The organism is Demequina sediminis (assembly GCF_030296675.1).
GTDB classification, from domain to species: Bacteria; Actinomycetota; Actinomycetes; order Actinomycetales; family Demequinaceae; genus Demequina; species Demequina sediminis.
The window spans coordinates 1,673,089-1,694,421 of the sequence record NZ_AP027736.1; the positions used below are offsets into that span (position 1 = coordinate 1,673,089).

The 21,333-nt window shown below is 71.3% G+C and carries 20 protein-coding genes and 2 pseudogenes; 3 read left to right on the forward strand and 19 right to left on the reverse strand.

The features are described 5' to 3' along the window. Positions 1-13: 13 nt before the first annotated feature. The 6 genes and pseudogenes from QUE44_RS08525 to nadC all read right to left on the reverse strand — a co-directional run bounded on the left by QUE44_RS08525 (position 14) and on the right by nadC (position 4,764). Positions 14-948: pseudogene (locus QUE44_RS08525) on the reverse strand (phosphoglyceromutase). Then, positions 836-1,917 (reverse strand): annotated as a pseudogene (locus QUE44_RS08530) (lactonase family protein). Before QUE44_RS08530 ends, QUE44_RS08525 begins: the two co-directional pseudogenes overlap by 113 nt. A 6-nt stretch (positions 1,918-1,923) precedes the next feature. Then, complete coding sequence (locus QUE44_RS08535) at positions 1,924-2,241, reverse strand: histone-like nucleoid-structuring protein Lsr2 (protein WP_286214101.1); 318 nt, start codon at positions 2,239-2,241, stop codon at positions 1,924-1,926. Between the two features lie 145 nt (positions 2,242-2,386). Further along, the gene (locus QUE44_RS08540) at positions 2,387-2,560 is read right to left on the reverse strand and encodes a hypothetical protein (protein ID WP_286214102.1); all 174 of its coding nucleotides are present in this window, start codon (positions 2,558-2,560) and stop codon (positions 2,387-2,389) included. Between the two features lie 13 nt (positions 2,561-2,573). Then, a complete protein-coding gene (gene lysS / locus QUE44_RS08545; RefSeq protein ID WP_286214104.1) occupies positions 2,574-4,037 on the reverse strand; it encodes a lysine--tRNA ligase in 1,464 nt (487 codons plus the stop codon). A gap of 112 nt (positions 4,038-4,149) precedes the next feature. Next, positions 4,150-4,764, reverse strand: coding sequence for a carboxylating nicotinate-nucleotide diphosphorylase (nadC, locus tag QUE44_RS14110; RefSeq protein WP_350226817.1), 615 nt, complete (start codon positions 4,762-4,764; stop codon positions 4,150-4,152). A 548-nt stretch (positions 4,765-5,312) separates the two neighbouring features. On the opposite strand from nadC, the gene QUE44_RS08555 reads away from it, so the two are divergent. From QUE44_RS08555 to QUE44_RS14120, 3 genes are all read left to right on the forward strand, one after another. Then, on the forward strand, positions 5,313-5,573 hold the full coding sequence (locus tag QUE44_RS08555; protein WP_286216732.1) for a metal-sensitive transcriptional regulator: 261 nt from the start codon (positions 5,313-5,315) through the stop codon (positions 5,571-5,573). 93 nt (positions 5,574-5,666) lie between these two features. Next, complete coding sequence (locus QUE44_RS08560) at positions 5,667-7,097, forward strand: FAD-dependent oxidoreductase (RefSeq protein WP_350226818.1); 1,431 nt, start codon at positions 5,667-5,669, stop codon at positions 7,095-7,097. A gap of 8 nt (positions 7,098-7,105) precedes the next feature. After that, positions 7,106-7,378 (forward strand): rhodanese-like domain-containing protein, encoded by a 273-nt coding sequence (locus QUE44_RS14120; protein ID WP_350226819.1) that lies wholly within the window; start codon positions 7,106-7,108, stop codon positions 7,376-7,378. A gap of 257 nt (positions 7,379-7,635) precedes the next feature. On the opposite strand, the gene QUE44_RS08565 is transcribed toward QUE44_RS14120, so the two are convergent. The 13 genes from QUE44_RS08565 to hpt all read right to left on the reverse strand — a co-directional run bounded on the left by QUE44_RS08565 (position 7,636) and on the right by hpt (position 21,319). Beyond that, positions 7,636-9,327, reverse strand: coding sequence for an L-aspartate oxidase (locus QUE44_RS08565; protein WP_286214105.1), 1,692 nt, complete (start codon positions 9,325-9,327; stop codon positions 7,636-7,638). A gap of 346 nt (positions 9,328-9,673) precedes the next feature. Next, positions 9,674-10,099 carry an aspartate 1-decarboxylase gene (gene panD / locus QUE44_RS08570; protein ID WP_286214106.1) on the reverse strand — a complete coding sequence of 142 codons (426 nt, stop codon included), beginning with the start codon at positions 10,097-10,099 and terminating at the stop codon, positions 9,674-9,676. Positions 10,100-10,119: 20 nt separating this feature from the next. After that, positions 10,120-10,992: a pantoate--beta-alanine ligase gene (gene panC / locus QUE44_RS08575; RefSeq protein WP_286214107.1), complete on the reverse strand. Its 873-nt coding sequence runs from the start codon at positions 10,990-10,992 to the stop codon at positions 10,120-10,122. Further along, positions 10,992-11,960 (reverse strand): Rossmann-like and DUF2520 domain-containing protein, encoded by a 969-nt coding sequence (locus QUE44_RS08580; RefSeq protein ID WP_286214108.1) that lies wholly within the window; start codon positions 11,958-11,960, stop codon positions 10,992-10,994. The genes panC and QUE44_RS08580 overlap by 1 nt, the downstream gene beginning before the upstream one ends. Then, positions 11,953-13,479: a PH domain-containing protein gene (locus QUE44_RS08585; protein WP_286214109.1), complete on the reverse strand. Its 1,527-nt coding sequence runs from the start codon at positions 13,477-13,479 to the stop codon at positions 11,953-11,955. The genes QUE44_RS08580 and QUE44_RS08585 overlap by 8 nt, the downstream gene beginning before the upstream one ends. Positions 13,480-13,555: 76 nt before the next feature. Then, positions 13,556-14,038, reverse strand: a complete 483-nt coding sequence (locus QUE44_RS08590; RefSeq protein WP_286214111.1) for a PH domain-containing protein — start codon at positions 14,036-14,038, stop codon at positions 13,556-13,558. Positions 14,039-14,333: 295 nt separating this feature from the next. Next, positions 14,334-14,831: a DUF3180 domain-containing protein gene (locus QUE44_RS08595; RefSeq protein WP_286214112.1), complete on the reverse strand. Its 498-nt coding sequence runs from the start codon at positions 14,829-14,831 to the stop codon at positions 14,334-14,336. A 19-nt stretch (positions 14,832-14,850) separates the two neighbouring features. Then, complete coding sequence (folK, locus tag QUE44_RS08600; RefSeq protein WP_286214113.1) at positions 14,851-15,882, reverse strand: 2-amino-4-hydroxy-6-hydroxymethyldihydropteridine diphosphokinase; 1,032 nt, start codon at positions 15,880-15,882, stop codon at positions 14,851-14,853. Then, the gene (gene folP / locus QUE44_RS08605; RefSeq protein WP_286214114.1) at positions 15,879-16,706 is read right to left on the reverse strand and encodes a dihydropteroate synthase; all 828 of its coding nucleotides are present in this window, start codon (positions 16,704-16,706) and stop codon (positions 15,879-15,881) included. Before folP ends, folK begins: the two co-directional genes overlap by 4 nt. A 9-nt stretch (positions 16,707-16,715) precedes the next feature. Then, positions 16,716-17,282: a GTP cyclohydrolase I FolE gene (folE, locus tag QUE44_RS08610; RefSeq protein ID WP_286214115.1), complete on the reverse strand. Its 567-nt coding sequence runs from the start codon at positions 17,280-17,282 to the stop codon at positions 16,716-16,718. Between the two features lie 2 nt (positions 17,283-17,284). After that, a complete protein-coding gene (gene ftsH / locus QUE44_RS08615) occupies positions 17,285-19,375 on the reverse strand; it encodes an ATP-dependent zinc metalloprotease FtsH (RefSeq protein ID WP_286216733.1) in 2,091 nt (696 codons plus the stop codon). 251 nt (positions 19,376-19,626) lie between these two features. Beyond that, positions 19,627-20,049 (reverse strand): endonuclease domain-containing protein, encoded by a 423-nt coding sequence (locus QUE44_RS08620; RefSeq protein WP_286214116.1) that lies wholly within the window; start codon positions 20,047-20,049, stop codon positions 19,627-19,629. 733 nt (positions 20,050-20,782) lie between these two features. After that, positions 20,783-21,319, reverse strand: a complete 537-nt coding sequence (hpt, locus tag QUE44_RS08625) for a hypoxanthine phosphoribosyltransferase (RefSeq protein ID WP_286216734.1) — start codon at positions 21,317-21,319, stop codon at positions 20,783-20,785. Between the last annotated feature and the right edge of the window lie 14 nt (positions 21,320-21,333).

Here is a 21,333-nt window from a genome sequence, read left to right on the forward strand (position 1 = left end):
GTGTGGCCTGGGGTTACTTCTTGCCCTGGTTCGCGACGGCCTGGATGGCCGCAGCGGCCGCCTCGGCGTCGAGGTACGTGCCGCCCGGGTTGGTGGGCTTCAGCGTCTCCTCGTCCAGGTGGTAGACCAGCGGGATGCCGGTGGGAACGTTGACGCCCACGATGTCGTCGTCGGCGATGCCGTCGAGGTACTTGATGATCGCGCGCAGCGAGTTGCCGTGCGCGGCGACCAGGACCGTCTTGCCGTCCTTGAGGTCCGGAACGATCGCGGACTCCCAGTACGGAAGCGCGCGCTCGAGGACGTCCTTGAGGCACTCGGTCTTCGGGATGGCCTCACCGGCGTAGCGCGGGTCGCCCTCCTGCGTGAACTCGTTGGTGTCCGAGATAACGGGCGGCGGCACGTCGTACGAGCGGCGCCAGATCATGAACTTCTCCTCGCCGAACTGCTCGAGGGTCTCGGCCTTGTTCTTGCCCTGAAGGTCGCCGTAGTGACGCTCATTGAGGCGCCAGTCGCGCTTGACGGGGATCCAGTGACGGTCCGCCGCGTCGAGGGCGAGGTTCGCGGTCATGATCGCGCGACGCAGGAGCGAGGTGTGCACCACGTCCGGCAGGATGCCCTCGGACTTGAGGAGTTCGCCGCCGCGCTTGGCCTCCCCCAGCCCTTCTCGTTCAGCGGGACGTCCACCCAGCCGGTGAACAGGTTCTTTGCGTTCCATTCGCTCTCGCCGTGGCGGAGCAGGATGAGGGTGTAGGTCATGGTGCCCAGCCTAACCGGAGGCGCGACCCGTGCGGGTGTGGCCAACGTCCCGGCGCCCGGCCTTCTCGCGTGCGGCGTATCAGACCGCGATGACGCATGCGGGGCTCGTGACCTCCGCCACGGCACACGGCAGCTGCGCGATGTCGCCGATGCCCCGCTCGGGCGGCAGTCCCACCACGTCCGCGAGCGCATACGCCCTCACCCGGTGGCCCCGCTCCTCCCCCACCAGCAGCCTGTCGCCCACGACCGCGAAGTACCGGGGCCAGTGGCCGGCGTCGAATGCGCCGCGATACGTGAGCTCGCCCTCGGGTGCGACGTCGAACACGCTGATGACGTCGGCCCCGCGCACGCTCACGAGCACAAGGTCGCCGCCGTGACGGCGTGACTCGGCCGTCACGAGCGCGACGTGCGCGTCCTGCGGCTCGGCCGAGCGCGCGGGCGCAAGGGTCGCCGGTGTCTCCGCGACGACCTGCGCCGTCGCGCTCGCCGCGTCCCAGCGCAGCGTGCGCAGCACGTGGTCGAGCTCGCACGTCACGTAAATGAGATGGCCGCGCACCGCGGCGTGGCGCGGACCGGCCCCCGGAGGGAACGTCGCGGCGATCCCGTCGGACTCAAGCAGTCCGTCCTCCAGGATGCGGTAGCGGCGCAGCTCGTCGGTGCCCAGGTCGCACACCAGGAGGTGCCCCCGCCCGGCGCGAGCACCGCCGAATGCGCATGGGGTCCCTCTTGGCGGTCCTCATTCGGGCCCGAGCCCGCGTGCGAGAACGACTGTGCCGGGGCATCGTCCACCGGCAGGCCGTCCTCGCCGAGCCGCACGACCGCGAGGTCGCCGCTCGAATAGTGGCTGACGTAGAGCGTGCGTGCGTCGGGGGCGAGCAGGAGGTGACAGGCGTCCGCGCCGCCGGTAGACAGCGACGCGACGATGCGCGGGCTGGCGGGGCGCGAGACATCCAGCACCGTGAGGGTGCTGGCGGGCAGTTCGCTCGCCGCGTAGGCGAGCGGAAGCCGCGGGTGGGCCAGCAGGAAGGACGGCGCGGGCAGGTCGAGGACCTGCGCCGCACCACCCACGCCGGTGCCGGCCTGGGCCCAGATGCCCTCGCCCAACCCGGCGGGAGTGCCGAGCCCCGCCGCCGGGTAGGTGCCCCAGAGCAGCGTCACCACACCGTCCTACTGGGCGGCGTCGTAGGCCTCGCGGACCTTGGCGGGGATGCGTCCACGCTCGGGCACCTCGACGCCGTTGGCCTTGGCCCACGTGCGGATGGTCGAGGCGTCCGACGCGGCGCGACGCGAACGCGCGGGCGACTTGCGGGCGGACACCCGGCGGCCAGCCTTGATCCACGGCGCGAGGGCGTCGCGAAGCTCGGCGGCGTGGGCCGCGGTGAGGTCCACCTCGTACGACGAGCCATCAAGGGCAAATGCGACAGTCTCGGTGGCTGCCGAGCCGTCGATGTCGTCCACCAGAACAACCTGAACCTTCTGAGCCACGGGGAATTCCTTTCACAGGGGGTGACCCGATATTCGCACCTTTGACTTAGGGCGTCAATTTGATGCCATGCGAAATGCCCGGGAATAAATCGCGCGCGGAGAATTTTGGACCTCGGTGCTGTATGCGCGGCGGTGCGAGTGGGGACTACGCCGCGGGCGGCTCGTCAGGAGCCTCGGCGCGATCCTGTGCCGACAAGGCGGCATCCTCGCGGGCGAGAGCGGCCCGCTCATTGCGATCCGCACGAATCACGGCGCGGATCGAGAACCAGAACAGCAGGCCCACCCCGATCGACGGGATGATGCCGACGGTGACCGCCACCCACGTGTCCACGTCAGTCCTCGGTGGGCTTGACCAGGGGGAAGAGGATGGTCTCGCGGATGCCCAGTCCGGTGAGCGCCATGAGCAGGCGGTCGATCCCCATGCCCATGCCGCCGCTCGGCGGCATCGCGTACTCCATGGCGGTGAGGAAGTCCTCGTCGAGGCGCATCGCCTCGTCGTCGCCCTGCGCCGCCATGAGTGCCTGCTGCTCGAAGCGCTGGCGCTGGATGACAGGATCGACCAGCTCCGAGTACGCGGTGGCGAGCTCGAAGCCCCGCACGTAGAGGTCCCACTTCTCGACGATCCCAGGGATCGACCGGTGGTCGCGGGTGAGGGGGCTGGTCTCGACGGGGAAGTCGCGCACGAAGGTGGGGGCGCTCAGCGTCGACCCGACGTGGTGCTCCCACAGCTCTTCGACCAGCTTGCCGTGGTTGATGCGCTTCGGGTCGACGCTGAGCTCGACCGCGTCGCACAGGTCCTGGAGGCGAGCGACCGTCGTGTCGGGCGTGATCTCCTCACCCAGCGCCTCGGAGAGCGAGCCATACATCGTGAGGCTCGTCCAGTCTCCCGACAGGTCATATTCCGTGCCGTCGACGAGCGTCACCACACGGGTGCCGAAGAGATCGTCCGCCGCACCCTGCACCAAGTCCCGCGTGAGGGTCGCCATGGTGTCGTAATCGCCGTAGGCCTCATACGCCTCGAGCATGGAGAACTCGGGCGAGTGCGAGGAATCCGCGCCCTCGTTGCGGAAGTTCCTGTTGATCTCGAAGACCTTCTCGATTCCGCCCACGGCGGCGCGCTTGAGGAATAGCTCGGGGGCAATCCTCATGTAGAGATCGATATCGAACGCATTCATGTGCGTGATAAACGGACGGGCAGCGGCGCCGCCCGGCTGCGTCTGCAGCATCGGCGTCTCGACTTCCATGTAGCCGCGCGCGTGCAGGCTCTCGCGCAGGCTGCGCATCATCGCGGCGCGGTTGCGTGCGGTCTCGCGCGCGAGCGGCCGCGCGATGAGGTCGACGTAGCGCTGACGGACGCGGGACTCCTCCGAGAGTTCCTTGTGGAGCACCGGCAGCGGGCGAAGCGCCTTCGCGGCGATCGCCCACTCGTGAGCGAAGACCGACACCTCTCCGCGTCGCGACTTGATCGCGCGCCCCTTGGCGAACAGGTGGTCGCCCAGGTCGACGTCCGCCTTGAACGCAGCGAGGGATTCCTCTCCCACCTCGGCGAGGCTCAGCATGATCTGCAGGCGCTCGCCCGCGCCGTCCTGGATCGATGCGAAGCACAGCTTGCCGGTGTTGCGGATGAACACCACGCGGCCCGCGACACCCACGATGTCCTGGGTCTCTTCGCCGTCCTCGAGGCCCGCGTAGGTCGCCTTGACGTCCGCAATCTCGTGCGTCCGGTCCACGGCGACGGGGTAGGCCTCGCCTCCCGCGGCGATGATCCGGTCGCGCTTCTCGCGGCGCACACGCATCTGCTCGGGGATGTCCTCGGCGGGGGCGGGGGCGCGGCGGGCGCGGCGGTCTGCTCAGTCACGGCGGCAAGTCTATCGGCGGCGGTGAGTGCGGCACTCATGGGCCTCGGGGTCAGGCGAGGTCGAGACCCAGGTCGACGATCGGCGAGCTGTGGGTCAGCGCGCCCACCGACATGAAGTCGACGCCCGTGGCCGCGACGTCGCGCACGTTCGCCAGCGTGAGGCCTCCGGTCGCCTCGAGCCACACCTTGCCCGTGCCGCCCGGCCCACCCTCTCCCGACTCGCCCTCTCCCGACCCGCGCTCGCCCGACCGGACCTCGGCCGCCAGCGCGGCCATGGCATCGGCGCTCATGTTGTCGAGCATGAGGAAGCGCGCGCCGGCAGCGATCGCCTCTCGCGCCTGCGCGGGCGACTCCACCTCGACCTGCACGGGGACGTCGGGGAAGCGCTCACCGATGCGCGCGATCGCGGCCGCGACGGAGCCCGCGGCGACGATGTGGTTGTCCTTGACCATCGCGCAGTCGAACAGGCCCATCCGCTTGTTCGTCCCGCCGCCGACGCGCACCGCGTACTTCTCGAGCTCGCGCAGGCCCGGCGTGGTCTTGCGCGTGTCGAGCACGCGCGCACCCGTGCCCTCGAGCGCGTCCGCCCAGCGACGCGTGTGCGTCGCGACGCCCGACGCGCGCGACAGCAGGTTGAGCAGGGTGCGCTCGGCGATGAGGACCACGTGTCCGGGCCCCTCGAGGCGCGCGACGACCCCCCGGCGGGGAGGCGGTCCCCGTCGCTGGCCTCGCGCGTCACGTGAGGGGCGGGCAGGCTCAGCCGCTCGGCGACCTGCGCGAGGGTCTCCTCGATCGCGTCGATGCCCGCGAGGACGCAGTCCTCGCGTGCCGCGACCACGCCCGCGACGCGCGCCTCGGGAGCGATGGTCGACTGGGTGGTGACGTCACGGCCCGGGTCGCTGCCCAGGTCCTCGTCGAGAGACGTGCGGACGATGCGCGCGAGCGCGGCGCGGTCGAGCGGGGCGATCGTGGCGGCGGCCAGGGCAACTTCCTCGGGATGCGGGACGCGAGTCATGGGGCCATTGTGGCGCGGCGCGGCGTGGTCGCGGGCGCGGAGGCTCTCGGGGGCGCGGGAGCGGAGGCTCTCGGGGGCACGGGGCAGGTGGGGACTACGCGCGGCATACCCGGGACCTTTCGGGCATTCCCCGATATACCCCCACGGGGTATCCTGATCCCCACAAGCCGACCCCATCTGGAGGATGCGATGGCCGAGATTCACCTGTCCGCGGAGGAGATGGACCCCGTGGTCAAGCGCCTGCGCCGCGCCCACGGCCAGCTCGCGGGAGTGCTGAAGATGATCGACGAGGGTCGCGAGTGCGCCGACGTCGTGACCCAGCTCGCGGCGGTGTCGAAGGCGATCGACCGCGCCGGATTCACCATGATCGCGACCGGCCTCGAGCAGTGCGTGCGCGCCGACGAGGACACCACGGAGGCCAAGGAGCGCCTCCAGAAGATGTTCATGTCGCTGGCCTGACGGCCGTCGCGGAGCACCTGGGACCAAGGTCGGAATATACCCCCGGGGGTATCTGTTAGCATGGGTGCAACCCCCCTCACCGGAAGGACTCCCATGCGCATTATCGTGATCGGAGGCGTCGCCGGCGGCATGAGCGCCGCGGCCCGCGCCCGCAGGCTCAACGAGCAGGCCGAGATCATCGTGTTCGAGAAGGGCAAGTACGTCTCGTTCGCCAACTGCGGGCTGCCGTACCACGTGGGCGGCGAGATCGAGCAGGAGTCGTACCTGCTGCTCCACTCCCCCGCCTCCCTCAAGGCGGAACTCGACCTCGACGTGCGCATCGAGCACGAGGTGATCGGGATCGACCGTGACGCACAGACCGTCCTGGTCGCGACCCCCGAGGGCACCGAGACCTTTGAGTATGACGCGCTGGTGATGTCCCCCGGCGCGGACGCGATCCTGCCCCCGATCGACGGCATGGACCTGCCGCAGGTGACGCACCTGCGCACGGTCGACGAGGCACGCGAGCTCGCGGCCCGTGCCTCGACCGCGAAGCGCGCGGTCGTGATGGGCGCCGGATTCATCGGCCTCGAGACCGCCGAGGCGTTCCGCCACCGCGGCCTCGACGTCACCCTGGTCGAGCTCGCGCCGCAGGTGCTGCCCCCACTCGCGCCCGAGATGAGCGCGCTGGTCGAGAAGGAGCTCATCGCTCACGGCGTCGACGTCCGCGTGGGCGTGGCGGCGACGGGCGTGCAGGCGAACTCCGCTGCCGGGGACTCCGCTGCCGGGGGCTCGGCTGCGGACGATGCCGCGGTTACCGTCGCGCTGTCCGACGGCTCGAGCGTGCCCGCGGACATCGTGGTGGTCTCTGTGGGAGTGCGCCCCAACACCGCGCTGGCACGCGAGGCGGGCCTCGAGCTCGACCCGCGTGGCGCGATCCTCGTGGACGAGCGTCAGCAGACCTCGGACCCGCACATCTGGGCCGCCGGCGACGCGATCGCCGTGCGCCACGGCGTCACCGGCCAGGTCGGACCCGTGCCGCTCGCGGGCCCCGCCAACCGTCAGGGCCGCCGCGCCGCCGACGCGATCATGGGGCGCGCCGACGCCGCGCAGCCCGTCCTGGGCACCGCGATCGTGCGCGCCTTCGACCTCACCGCCGCCATGACGGGCGCGAGCCCGCGCATGCTCGACCAGGCCGGCATCGAGTACTTCGTGGTGCACACCCACCCCGGGAACCACGCGGGCTACTTCCCCGGCTCCGAGGTGCTTCACCTCATGGGCGTATTCTCCCCCGAGGGGACGCTACTCGGCGCACAGGCCGTGGGCCCCGAGGGCGTCGACAAGCGCATCGACGTGCTCGCGACCGCGCTGCGGGCGGGCTTCTCTGCCGATGACATCGCGGAGCTCGAACTCGCATACGCACCCCCTTCGGATCCGCCAAGGACCCCATCAACATGCTGGGCTTCCTTGCGCAGAATGTGGTCAACGGGACCACCAAGGTGTGGACAGCGGGTGACCTCCCGTGGGCTCGGGACAACGCCCTGATTCTCGACGTGCGCTCGGAGCGCGAGTACGCCATGGGCCACCTGCCCGAGGCGATCAACCTCCCGCACACGCACATCAGGGAGTACATCGAGGGCGTCAAGCAGCTCGCGGCCGGCCGTCCCGTGCGCGTGCTGTGCGCCTCGGGCGTGCGGTCGTACTACGCGCACCGCGTGCTCGCGCAGCACGGGTTCGACTCGGCCACGCTCGATGGCGGCATGTTCACGCTCGTCGAGGCCGTCCGCGATCTCGAGCTCGCGACGGGGGCCTTCCAACCGGCCTGACCGCCCCGCGGCTCCGCCACACGCGCCGCTCTCTCGCGGCTCTCGCGGCTCTCGCGGCTCCGCCACACGCGCCGCTCTCCCGCGGCTCTCGCGGCTCCGCCACACGCCTGACCCGCAATGGGACGCTGGTGGTCGCTTCTGCGACGTGGCGACGCGCCATGGGACATCCATGGTCGCCGGCGTGTGGCGGAGCCGTGAGCGAGGCAGAGCAGGGCAGAACAAGGCAAAACAAGGCAAAACAAGGCAGAGAGCCCCCGTCACCCCAGCTCGAGCGGCGCCTTCATGAACTCGAGCTCGCCGTCCGGGTCGAGCCGCGCCCCGAGGCGCACGGCCCACGCGGGATCGGTGTCGGGAAAGTCCTCGCGCAGGTGCCCGCCACGGGACTCCTCGCGCATCAGCGCCGCCTGGACCAGCACGGACGCGGTCGCGACCACATTGGTGGTCTCCCATTCGGCGGTCTGGGGCATGACCGCCGTGACCGGCTCCGTGTGGAAGCGCGCGCGGATGCGGTCGAGCCTGGCCGCGGCATCGTCGAGACCGTCGCCATCCCTGACCGGCCCCGCGCCCTCGTGGGCGATCGCCTGCACCCTCGCGCGCATCGTCGCCGGTACCAGGGCCGACTCCCCCGCCCGCTCGACGGGCTCGAGCTGCTCGAGCACGGCATCGTCCACCATGGCGGCCGCGTCCCGCGCGGCCCTGCGCGCGAAGACCAGCCCCTCGAGGAGCGAGTTCGAGGCGAGCCGGTTGGCGCCGTGCACGCCGGTGCATGCGGCCTCGCCGATCGCGTAGAGGCCGCGCTGCGTCGAGCGTCCGTGCAGGTCCGTGAGGATGCCGCCGGAGTGGAAGTGTTGCGCCGGCGCAACGGGGATGAGGTCGCGGGACATGTCGATTCCGTGCTCGGCGAGCGACGCCCAGATCGACGGGAAGCGCCTCTCGAGGAACGCGCCGTCGAGGTGGCGACAGTCGAGGAAGACCGAGTCGGCGTCCTCCTCGCGCATCACGTCGACGATGTTCCTGCTCACCACGTCGCGCGGCGCGAGTTCCGCGAGCGGGTGGCGGCCCACCATGAAGCGCTCACCCGCGGCGCTCAGCAGGTACGCGCCCTCTCCGCGCACGGCCTCGGAGATGAGGGGCAGCTGCCCGCGCGCATTCGCGCCCTGCCACAACACGGTCGGGTGGAACTGCACGAACTCGACGTCCGCGACGGCCGCGCCCGCGCGCAGGCCCACGGCCAGTCCGTCGCCCGTGGACGATGCCGGGTTGGTGGACGAGCGGAAGACCTGGCCGATTCCGCCGGTCGCGATGATCACGGCCTTCGCGAGCGCTGCGCCCACGCCGTCGCGCGAGCCCTCGCCGATGATGTGGAGAGTGACGCCGCACACGGGACCGGGGCGACCGTCGGCATCGGGCGCGGCCGTGAGGAGGTCGACCACCATCGCGTGCTCGATCACCTCGATGCCGGGATCGTTGCGGACCGCCTCAAGCTGCTCGACGAGCGCGCGCGAGATCTCGGCTCCGGTCGCGTCGCCGCCCGCATGCGCGATCCTGTCCCGGTGGTGGCCGCCCTCGCGCGTGAGCGTGAGGTCGCCGTCGGGACCCAGGTCGAACTGCGCACCGCGGCGCAGGAGCTTGCGCACCGAATGCGGACCCTCCGTGACAAGCACGCGGACCGCCTCCTCGGAGCACAGTCCCACTCCCGCCACCAGGGTGTCCTGGAGGTGCTCCTCGGGGGTGTCATCGGGATCCATCGCCGCCGCGATTCCACCCTGAGCCCAGACCGTGCTGCCGGAGCTGAGCACGCCCTTGGTCACGACGAGCACGCGGTCGACCCGCTCGCGCAGGTCGAGCGCCGTGGTGAGGCCGGCGATTCCTGATCCCACCACGATGACGTCGGTGTCGATGGTCCAGCCGGGCTGAGGCGCGGCGAGGCGGCGCACGAAGGCGGTCATTCGCTCAGGCTACCGCCGGCGCGCTGTGTCGCCTTCTCGCGGCACTCGCCCCCTCCGCTCGCGGCATTCGCCCGCACCCGCTCGCACCATTCGCCCGCACCCGCTCGCGGCATTCGCCTGCGCCCGCCCTCGGCTCCGCCACACGAGGACGCGAGAATCGGCGCAGTTCGCGGGGCTCAGGCCCCGACACGCCGACGACACGCCGATGCCCGTGTGGCGGAGCCGCGAAAACGTGTGGCGGAGCCGCGGGGTAGCGCAGTCGAGCCGCGAAGAAGGGCGGCGCAGGCGGCGCAGGCGGGGTGGGCGGCGCAGGCGGCGCAGGCCGGGAAGGAGCGCGAGCCGCGCGTCAGCTCAGCGGGACGCCCGACGCCTCGAGCCCGAAGCCCTCGGGCACCTGGCCGGGGTCGGCGCCGCGCGACACGATCCGGTTCGACGCATCGACGAACACGACGCTGGGCTCGAAGACGCGCGCCTCGGCGTCCGCGAACAGGCCGTATGCGATCACGATCACCACGTCGCCCGGATGCACCAGATGCGCCGCGGCGCCGTTGATGCCCACCACGCCGGACCCGCGCTCGCCCGGAATCGCGTACGTGCTGAGCCGCGCGCCGTTGGTGACGTCGACCACGTCGACCTGCTGCCCGGGCAGCACACCGGCGGCATCGAGCAGGTCCGCGTCGATCGTGATCGAGCCGACGTAGTGCAGGTCCGCCTGCGTCACGGTGGCGCGGTGAATCTTGCCGGTGAGCATGGTGCGCTGAAGCGAGGTCATGGGGTCCTTCCGAGGTCGCGTCAGTCGGCGAGGGGGCCGATGCGCGTCACGACGTTGTCGATGAGTCGCGTCTCGCCCACGCGGGCGGCGACGGCGATCACGGCCACACCACGGTAACCCGCGTCGAGTGGCTGCGCGGACACCGGGTCGAGCGCATCGAGGTAGTCGAGCTCGACCTCGGGCACCTCCGCCATCGTGCCGCGCCCGGCCTCCACCACCTGGGCGAGCGTGCCGCCCGACCTGGCCACGGCATCGGCCGCACGAAGTGCCCGCGACAGGATGAGCGCGCGCGTGCGCTCGGCGGGAGACAGGAACACGTTCCGCGAGGACAGCGCCAGGCCGTCCGCGTCGCGCACGGTGGGGACGGCGACCACCTCGACCGGCATCGACAGGTCCCGCACCATGGTGCGCACGGCGATCACCTGTTGCGCGTCCTTCTGACCGAAGAACGCGAGGTCGGGCTGCGTCAGCCCCAGCAGCTTGCACACCACCGTGAGCACGCCGTCGAAGTGTCCCGGACGGTGCTCCCCCTCGAAGACCCGGCCGATCTCCCCCGCAGACACCGTCACGACCGGCGGCCAGCCGCGGTAGACCTCTTCGACGGAGGGCGCGAACACCACGTCGACGCCCAGCGGCTCGAGCAGGGCGGCGTCCGCCTCAAGGGTACGAGGATAACGATCGAGGTCAGCGGGGTCGTCGAACTGCAGAGGGTTGACGAACACGGTCACCACGACCTCGTCCGCCGCCTCGCGGGCCGCGCGCACGAGCGACAGGTGGCCCTCGTGCAGCGCACCCATCGTCATGACGACGGCACGGCTGGGGCGGTCGCCCGCGCGTCGCGCGGGACGGATCGCGGGGCCCCGCAGCTCGGCCGCGGTATGGACGATGCGCATCAGGCCTCCGTGTCCGTGTCGCCCGCCACGAGGGGCGCGTCGGGCCCCAGCGTCGCGATGATGTCCGCGTACTGCGCGGGGCCGATGCGTCCCCCGCTGAGCGCGAGGTCGGCCGTGACGCGCGCCATGGCCCGGTACGCGTAGAGCGCCTCGGGCTGACGCGCGAGCGCCTCGAGGTGCGCCGCGACGGTGCCGGCATCGCCGCGCACCACCGGACCGGTGAGCGTCGCGACCGCGCCGGGGGCCTCGCGCAGCGCCCCATCGACGGACGCATGCGTGAGCGGCCCGAGCACGCGCGCCGGCTCCTCGATGCCGATCCTCGCGAGCATCGCGCTCGCCTGCGTCACCGCGGTCACCACGTGATTCGCGCCGTGCACCAGCGCGGCGTGATACGCCGGCCGGTCCCACTCCTCGACCACGATCGGCTCGCCGCCCATCTCGACCACGAGCGCCTGCGCGATCGGCAGCATGCCCGGCGGCGCGGTCACGGCGAACACGGCATCGTGCAGCCGCGCGCGGTCCATGGACGTGCCGGTGAAGGTCATCGCGGGATGGATCGCCAAGGGGACGATGCCAGGGGTCGCCGCGTCCGCCAGGATCGCGATCCCGTGGCGGCCGCTCGTGTGGACCACGAGCTGCCCGGGCCGCCAGGCCTCGACGGCCGCGAGTCCGGCGGCGACGGCAGCGATCTCGTCGTCGGGAACCGTGAGCAGCACGAGCTCGGCGGCGCGCACGACCTCGTCCGGCGGGGCGATCGGCACGCCGGGAAGCAGCGCCTCGACGCGCGCGAGCGACGCGTCCGACACCGCCGAGGCCGCGACGACCTCGTGGCCCACCTCGCGCAGGGCGGCGGCGATCACCGCGCCCACGCGGCCGGCCCCCACGAGCCCGATCCGGAGGCGGCCGGGACGGCGCGTGTTCCCGCGCACCTCGTGGCCGCGCGCGGCGGGACCGGTCGTGTCAGGCATCGGCGACCACGGCATCGTCCAATCCCACCGCCGCCATCCACTGCTCGGGGGTCTGGCGGCGCCGGCCCGCGCGGGCGCGCGCGGCCTGTGCGTCGAGCAGCGCGAACGCGTCCTCCTGCGACAGGTGCGCCGCGATGGGCGTGACGGGGCCCGAGGTGGAGTGGACCTCGACGTTCGCGAGTCCGAGCGCGCGAAGGATCGGCCCCTGCGAGAGGCCGAGCGACTGCGTGCGCTCGTGCGGGACCACGAAGAGCTCCTTCTCCCAGCGGCCGCGGCGGATGAGCAGCGCCCGCTCGGTCGCGCGCACGCCACGGAAGCGCCACTGCCACGGATCGACCCTGCGTGCGGCGGGCGGGCTCGTGAGGAACCCACCCTCGTCGCCCGTCCCGTGCATCGCGTAGCCGAGCGTGCCGTGCGGGTCCGGGTCGCCCAGGTCGGGCAGCACGAGCCACACCGCGGTGAGCGCCTCCTGCCTGGTCGCGACGGGGTGCAGCACCGAGACGGACTCGCTGTCCTCGCCGTAGCCGGCGACGTTGATGGTCACGCGCCACCAGTCGGTCCAGCGCCACAGCAGGGGCTGGTGCAGGCGGATGGCCTGGACGCGCCCCGGCGGCACCGTCTGACGACGCGTCTCCATGAGCCCGTGGCGCAAGCGCAACCCGTCCTCGGAGATGCCCGCCGTGAAGCCGAACCCTCCGTTGAGACGGGTCCAGAAGAAGCTGAACAGCGCGCCGAGCGCACCCAACATCGCGACGAGGCTGGTGCCCACGATCGCGCCGACCGCCTCGACGATGTCGAGGTGGAAGAACAGCACCGCGATTCCCGCGACGATCGGCAGCGCGATCACGAGCAGCGCCGGGCCGCTCAGCAGCGTCGACACGACGAGTCGCCCGGTCGGCACCTTATAGACCTCGCGCTCGACGGCCGCGGCGATCGCGGTGCGCGCGGTCTCGGTGCCGCGCAGGATGTCCTCCGGGCGGCCCAGCGCCTCCGCGCGCTCGCCCAGATGTGCCCGTAGGTCGCGAAGGGACGATGCCGGGGCGACGTGGGCGCCTTCCTCCCCTGGCGCCTGGGGGTCCTGCTGGTTCTGTCGCTCGCGCTTGAGGCCGGCGGCGAGGTAGAGGATCTCGTTGCGCAGGGCCTCCGCGTCGCCCAGGCGCAGGAACTTGAGCTCGACGCTCGAGTCCTCTCCTCCGGCGACCTGGATGCTGAGCGCCGCGAACCCGAACACGCGCGCGAGCAGCGGCTGGACCACGTCAACCGCCTGGAGGCGGTCCAGGCGTGCCTGGCGCTGCTGACGGGTGACGATGCCCTGGCGCAGGTACACGGTGTCGTCACCCAGGCGGAACTCGGTGCGACGCCACTGCCAGTACGAGACGCTCAGCACCGCGGCGAAGCCGATCACGGCCGCGATCGCGACCCACAGCACGGGGAACTCGTCGAGGAAGTCGTAGTCGTCGCCCACGACCCAGGACGGCATGTTCTGGTAGAGGAAATAGGCGAAGACGGCACCCACCACGGCCCACCCGCCGAGCAGGGGGAGACGGGGTGGAGCCGCGTCCACTCGCGAGGCGCCTCGTAGACGGGGGTGTCGCTCATAGCCCGGCGAGCCTCGCCTCTCCGCGCGTGGTGAGGCGGTCGCGCAGGCGCGCGGCCTCCTCGGCAGGCACCCCCGCGATCGAGGCGTCCGTGCCAGGTGACGCGGTGTGGAGCTGGACCGTCGCGAGGCCGAGCGCGCGGTCGAGCGGCCCCGCCTTGACGTCGACGTACTGCATGCGTCCGTAGGGCACCACGGTGACCGAGCGGAACATGCGTCCCCGGCGGACCAGCAGGTCCTCCTCGCCCTCGGCCCAGGCGTGCACGGTGACCTGACGGACCACGATCCACGAGAACCACGCACCGAGCGCGAGCCCGGCGCCGGTGAGGGCGAGGAACCAGGGCTCGGAGGAGAGCGCGGTGATCACCAGTCCCGCGATCACCAGCGGCGCCATCCAGATCCACAACGTGATGAGCCGAGCCGTGATGAGGCGGCGCGACACGTGGGTCCAGGGGGCATCTGCGTTGGTGTACCAGGTCATGGGATCAGTGTTCCACTTCGCACCGGGTCTGCCAGCATCGCGCCACCCGCCGCTTCACCCACCGGAGCGCGCCATGGGACGGCCATTGTCGGTTTCGAGAGGTTGGCGCCTCCCATGGGACATCCATGGTCGGCGCGGAGGGATGACGCCCCGCGACAATGACCGTCCCATGGCGCGCCAAGAACTCCGAAAGGCGACCATGAGCGTCCCATAGCGTGCGGGACGGGGGGCACGCGAAACAGGGACGGGGGGCACGCGAAACAGGGACGGGGGCGAGCAGAGGCAAGTGAGCCCGCTACGCGGGGGCGGAGTCCTCGCGGTCGCCGCCGTCGTGCTTGCACCAGTGCTCGGCGACGAGTCCCGCCACCGCGAGCACCAAGCCACCCGCGACCGCCACGAGCGCGGAGATTGCGACCTCCCGGCGCGGCGCATGCGACCACTCGAGGGCCAGCGCGAGCGCATAGCCGCCAAACGCTCCCGCGATGATCGAGCCCGTGTACGCGCACGCCTGGGCGAACACCGCGGTGCGTGTGGCACGCATCGCGCTCAGCCCCGGGTTGTGCCCGGCGCGATACTGCCGCACGGACCACCCGAAGGCGAGGGCCAGCGCCGCGCCGGCACCCGCCACCACGACCACGGTCCATGGCACGGCGAGCGGCGAGCGCCCCGCCGCGAGTCCCAGCCGGGTGATGCCCCACGCGACGGCGGCCATCACGACCGCGATGATCGCGAGGCGCGTCTTGCTCAGCGGCGTCATCGCGGACTCTCGCTCGAGCGTCGCCTGAGGGAACACAGACCGGGGCCAGGCATCGTCATGCCTGGTGAGGCGCCTCGGGCGACGCCGGCCACTGCGCGGCCACCAGCTCGACGCCCTCCGTGCCAACCGCGGCGGCGAGGTCGGCGACGCGACCGGCACCGGCGACCTCGAACTCCGGGGCGAGAGTCGCCCAGGGCTGCAGCACGAAGGCGCGCGAGGTCGCGCGCGGGTGAGGGATGACCAGGTCCTCGGCGTCGATCTCGAGGTCGCCATACGCGAGGATGTCGACGTCGAGGGTACGCGGACCGTTCTCGACCAGGCGCTCGCGCCCGTGCAGCACCTCGACTCCCTGGCACGCAGCCAGGAGTTCGCGCGGCGCGAGGGCGGTCTCGACCTCGACGACGGCATTGAGGAAGTCGTCCTGCTCGGGACCACCCACGGGCCGCGTCTTGAACAGGGAGGATGCCCTCTGCACGGAGATCCCCGGGATGCGGTGCAGCTCCCACAGCGCCTCGCGGAAGGTCGCGTCGACGTCGCCGATGTTGCCGCCCAGCGCGAGGTACGCGCGCAGTGGCTGTGCGGGACGGGTGTCCGCCGGCCCCTTGGGCACCAGCACCGGCGCGAAGGGATCGCCCGGCGCGCCCGCCGAGGACCCGATGCGCTTGTCCGCCCACAGCCCGCCGGAGCGCAGGTCGCGGCGGATCTTGACCGCGACGTCGCGGAACTCGACGTGCAGCGGTGCCTGCGGCTTGTGGACGATCACGTCGACGCAGTGCACGCCGTCCATCTCGAGGATCGCGCGCGCGATGTGCTCGGCGACCGTCTCGAGCAGGTCCGCGGGGTCGCCGCCCAGGATCTCGGCGGCGCGGTCCGCGATGTCGGAGTAGTTCACCGTCCGCCCGAGGTCGTCACGCCCCGCGGCGGCGCGCGTCGACACGTGGGCGACCACGTCCGCGAGGAACAGCTGACCCGTCTCCTTCTCGGGCGCGTACACCCCGTGGAAACCGGTCACCCGGATGCCCTGCACGATGATCTGGTCGAGTTCGACCCCATCCTTGAGGTACGGAGTCACAGCCGGAGTCGTCATGCGTCCCATCCTTGCGCTCGCGCCGCGTTCTCCCAAGCCGACACGACGCGCACCGCATCCACGGCCGCCCCCGCATCGTGCACCCGCACGCCCCACGCCCCCGCCGCCGCCGCAAGCGCGGTCACCGCGGTGGTCGCGTGCTCGCGCGCGGAGGGGTCCGCGGCGTCGACGCCCGGCCGCGCGATCGCGGCGCCCAGGAACCGCTTGCGCGACGCGCCGATCAGCACGCGCCGGCCGCGCGCCCACTCGTCCATGCGGGCCAGCAGCGGCCAGTTCGAGTCGGTCACCTTCGAGAATCCCAGCCCGGGATCGAGGACGATGCGGTCGTCGGGGACGCCCGCCGCCACCAGGGCGGCGACGCGGGCGTCGAGCTCGCGCCCCACCTCGGCGACCACGTCCTCGTAGGTGTCGCGGCCGTCCATCTCGGTGGAGTGAGCGCGCCAGTGCATCGCGACGAAGTCGACGTCGAGTCCGGCCACGGTGGCGGCCATCTCGGGATCCGCGAGCCCGCCGGAGACGTCGTTGACGATGCTCGCCCCGGCCTCGACGGCGGCACGGGCCGTGACCGCGTTCATGGTGTCGATGCTGGTTGCGACGCCCTCGCTCGCGAGCGCCCGGATGACGGGCACCACGCGGCGGATCTCCTCGTCGACCGGCACGCGCACGGCACCAGGGCGGGTGGACTCGCCGCCCACGTCGACCAGCGCTGCACCCTGCGCGAAGAGCTCGAGGCCGCGGGCGATCGCCGCGTCGTGCTCCGAGAACCGACCCCCATCGGAGAACGAGTCGGGCGTCACGTTGAGGATGCCCATGACGAGCGTCACGGCCGCGCCCTACTTCCCGACGATCAGGCTCATCGCCTCCGCGCGGGTGGCGCCGTCGCGCATCGCTCCGCGCACGGCGGAGGTCACCGTGCGCGAGCCGGGCTTGCGCACCCCGCGCATCGACATGCAGAGGTGCTCTGCCTCGACCACGACGATCACGCCGCGCGCGCCGAGCTCGTCGACCAGGGCATCGGCCACCTGCGTCGTGAGGCGCTCCTGCACCTGAGGGCGCTTGGCGAACACATCCACGAGCCGTGCGAGCTTGCTGAGGCCCGTGATGCGGCCGTCCGTGCCCGGGATGTACGCGACGTGCGCGACCCCGTGGAACGGCACCAGGTGGTGCTCGCACATCGAGTACAGCTCGATGTCCTTGACCAGGATCATCTCCTCGTGGCCCAGCTCGAACACCGCGGACAGCACGTCGGCGGGATCCTGGTGGAGGCCACCGAAGAACTCCTCGTAGGCGCGCGCGACTCGTGCGGGGGTGTCGCGCAGGCCGTCACGGTCGGGGTTCTCCCCGACCGCCGCGAGAATCTCGCGGACCGCGGCCTCGATGCGCGGCTTGTCGACCGCCATCGTCACTGGTCCTTCGGCTCGATCAGGTCGGGCGCGGGTGCGGAGTCGTCGCCGTCATCCTCGCCGCCGCCCTCGCCTTCACCCTCGCCGCCGCCGGCGGCGGTGCCGTCCTCGCTCGACCCAGCCGCGGCATCGTCCCCCACCTCGGGAGAGGCGACGAGAGGGATCGCACCGCCCTTGGCCGATGCGGGGGCCGCCTCGATCCAGGCGCCCGAGATCCACTCGTCGCGCGCGGGGATCTGCTCGACCTTCGCGAAGATGTCCGCGAGCTCTCCCTCGTTGAGGGTCTCCTTCTCGAGGAGGGCCTCCGCGAGCGTGTCGAGCATGGCGCGGTTGGTGACGAGCGCGAGAGTGGCCTCGGCCATCGCGTTGTCCATGAGCGCGCGCACCTCCTGGTCGATGGTCGACGCCACCGACTCGGAGAACTCGCGGCCGTGACCCATGTCGCGGCCCAGGAAGACCTCACCCGAGCTGCCCGTGAGGCGCACCGAGCCGATGCGCGTGGACATGCCGTACTCGGTGACCATCTGCTTGGCGATCTCGGTGGCCTGAGAGATGTCGTTCGAGGCGCCCGTCGACGGGTCGCCGAAGACGAGCTCCTCCGCAATGCGGCCACCCATCGCGTACGCGAGGTTGTCGAGCAGCTGGTTGCGCGTCTTGGAGTAGCGGTCCTCCTGCGGCATGACCATCGTGTAGCCGAGCGCCCTGCCGCGGGGAAGGATCGTCACCTTGGTGACGGGGTCGGTGTGGCGCATCGCCGCTGCTACTAGGGCGTGTCCACCCTCGTGGTACGCGGTGACGCGCTTGTCGTGGTCGTTCATGACGCGCGTGCGCTTCTGCGGTCCGGCGATGACGCGGTCGATCGCCTCGTCCATCTCGGACGGGCCGATCAGCTGCTTCTCGCGGCGCGCGGTGAGCAGCGCGGCCTCGTTGAGCACGTTCGCAAGGTCGGCGCCGGTGAAGCCGGGGGTGCGGCGCGCGAGGCCGTCGAGGTCCACCTCGGGAGAGATGGGCTTGCCCTTGGCGTGCACCTGAAGCACCTTGACGCGGCCCTTGAGGTCCGGTGCATCGACGCCCACCTGCCGGTCAAAGCGGCCGGGGCGCAGCAGCGCGGGGTCAAGGATGTCGGGGCGGTTGGTCGCGGCGATCATGATGATGTTGGTGTGGATGTCGAAGCCATCCATCTCGACGAGCATCTGGTTGAGCGTCTGCTCGCGCTCGTCGTGGCCGCCGCCCAGGCCGGCGCCGCGGTGACGGCCGACGGCATCGATCTCGTCGACAAAGATGATCGCGGGGCTGTTCTTCTTGGCCTGCTCGAAGAGGTCGCGGACGCGCGACGCACCCACGCCCACGAACATCTCGACGAAGTCGGATCCCGAGATCGAGAAGAACGGCACGCCCGCCTCGCCCGCGACGGCGCGCGCGAGCAGCGTCTTGCCCGTGCCGGGAGGGCCGTACAGCAGGACGCCCTTGGGGATCTTGGCTCCCACGGCCTGGAACTTCGCGGGGTTCTCGAGGAACTCCTCGATCTCCTTGAGCTCCTCGACGGCCTCGTCCACACCCGCGACGTCCTCGAACTTCACGGTGGGGGTGTCGGGCGTGACCAGGGAGGCCTTGGACTTGCCGAAGTTCATGAGGCGGCCGCCGCCCCCACCCTGCATGTTCGACATGATGAACCAGAACAGGCCCACGAGCAGCAGGATCGGCAGGAACGTGAACGCGAGCGTCGCCCAGATCGAGCTCTGCGGGACCTCGGAGTTGTAGCCCTGCGCGGGCTCGGCGGTGCGGATCGCCTCGACGACCTCGTCACCCTGCGGCGCGACGTAGAAGAACTGCACACGGTCGCCCAACTCGCTCCACTCCGCCGGGGAGTCATCGGGGAACTCCGCGGGGTCGATCAGCGTGATCTCGACGCGCTGATCGCCGTCGACAATCTTCACCTGTTCGGCCACCTGGGCGCGCAACATGGCAAGCCCCTCGGAGGTGTCGACACTCTCGACACGGGGGCCGAGCAGACCCGACACGGCCCAGCCGACCACCAGGGCTGCCAGGACATAGAAGATAATCAGGCGCAAGTTGAGGACGTTCTTCATCGTGAGGTCGACTCTACGCGGTGGCACCGACGCAAGGTAAAGGTTTCGCTCACGGCGTGGTGGGGGTGTTTCAACCGCTGCTTGTCCCGCGGCTCCGCCACACGGATTCGCGGCTCCGCCACACGCCGCTCGGCGTGTCGGCGGCGTGTCGCCGTCGAAAGCCCTCCTGAGGGACGATGCGCCGGCTCGCTGTGTGGCGGAGCCGCAGGAGCCGCGCCCGGGTCGTGTGGCGGGGCCGCGGGCCCGCGGGTTCAGTAGGCGAGCGCCGCCGTGATCTGCTCGACGACCTCGTCGAGGTGGAACATGACGTCGGCATAGGAGAAGCGCAACACCCGGTAGCCGGCGACCACACACACGCGGTCGCGCCGCTTGTCCTCGATGACTTGGGCCGGGGAACTGTGGTGCTCGCTGCCATCGGTCTGGACAACGACCTTGCCAGACACCACCAGGTCCACCCGCCCCGCGCTTGCGATCCGCACCTGTGGCCGAACCTCGAATCCGCGTTCGACAAGCGCCACGCGAAGGATCGTCTCGAGCAAGGACTCGGCTCGCGCATCAACCATGTCCATCAGCCACTGGCGCCGGTGCGGTTCGGTGAAGGTGAAGTCCGCGATGTCGCCGCGGGCCAGGAAGCCACGGTTGAGCGCCGCATCGAGCGCGACGATCTGCTGCATGCGGTCCGCGCAGCGACCTAGGAGGTCAAGCCCGACCGCAATGGTCGCGGAGTCGGATCCCCCGGGGTGTCGAGGCGGTGAAGCGTCACCCCCGACACCGGTCGCTTGTCCGTGGCGCGCCGAGCTCGGTCCCTGGGGACGACCAGATGCACGCATGGGTCGGCCGCGATGATGGGCAGCTTTAGCGCCTCGCACAGGCTCAGGCAGCAGAGTTCCGCGCGGTACGCGGCCCTGAGGATCGCCGCTCGTGACGCGTGCGGCAACGCGTAGCAGCCTCGAAGTGGACGGACCACGTGGCCACCGGCGACCTCGCGGCGCAGGCGCGATTCCGTGACGCCGCTCGCCAGCAAGGTCTCCAGGCGCGCGGCGCCTCCAGATTCGTCCAAGACTCGTCGCGCATCCACGGATCGACTGTGGACCCGCCGCGCGTGTGCGACGCCTCATCCCCAAAAACAGGTCGGCCCGCCCCCGCACCGCCGGCCCTGTGAGCATCGGCACCACCGGCGCCGCGCAGCGGTGCCGCCCGGCATCTCCCGCGGCTGCGCCACACAAGGAGCCCCCAGGTCGCGCTATCCCGGCCTTTCGCCCGCGACTCGCCGGCGACACGCCGAGCGCTGTGTGGCGGAGCCGCGAATCCGTGTGGCGGAGCCGCAAGACAGCGCGGTGTGGCGGAGCCGCGTCTCCACGGCCAGCAGGCGCAAGACGCCAGCAGCCGCGAGAGACCTGCAGCCGGTTACCGCTCGTAGACCTCGGGCTTGAGCACCGCCACGAACGGCAGCGTGCGGTAGTTCTCCGCGAAGTCGAGCCCGTAACCCACCACGAAGTCCGGCGGGATGTCGAAGCCGATGTACCGCACCGGCACGTCCACCACGGCGGCGGCGGGCTTGCGCAGCAGCGCCGCGATCTCCACGGACGCCGCCCCACGCGAGCGCAGGTTGCCCAGCAGCCACGACAGCGTCACTCCGGTGTCGATGATGTCCTCGACGATCAGCACGTGCCGTCCGGTGAGGTCGGCGTCGAGGTCCTTGAGGATGCGCACCACGCCCGAGGACTTGGTGCCGGACCCGTACGAGGACACCGCCATCCAGTCCATCTGCACGCTCGGCGGCATGCGGCGCGCGAGGTCGGCCATCACCATGACCGCGCCCTTGAGCACGCCCACGAGCAGCAGGTCCTTGCCCTCGTAGTCGGCGCGGATCGCGGCGGACATCTCGTCGAGCTTGCGCCCGATCGCGTTCTCGGAGACCAGGACCTCGGAGAAGTCGCTCATGTCGTACTGGAAGC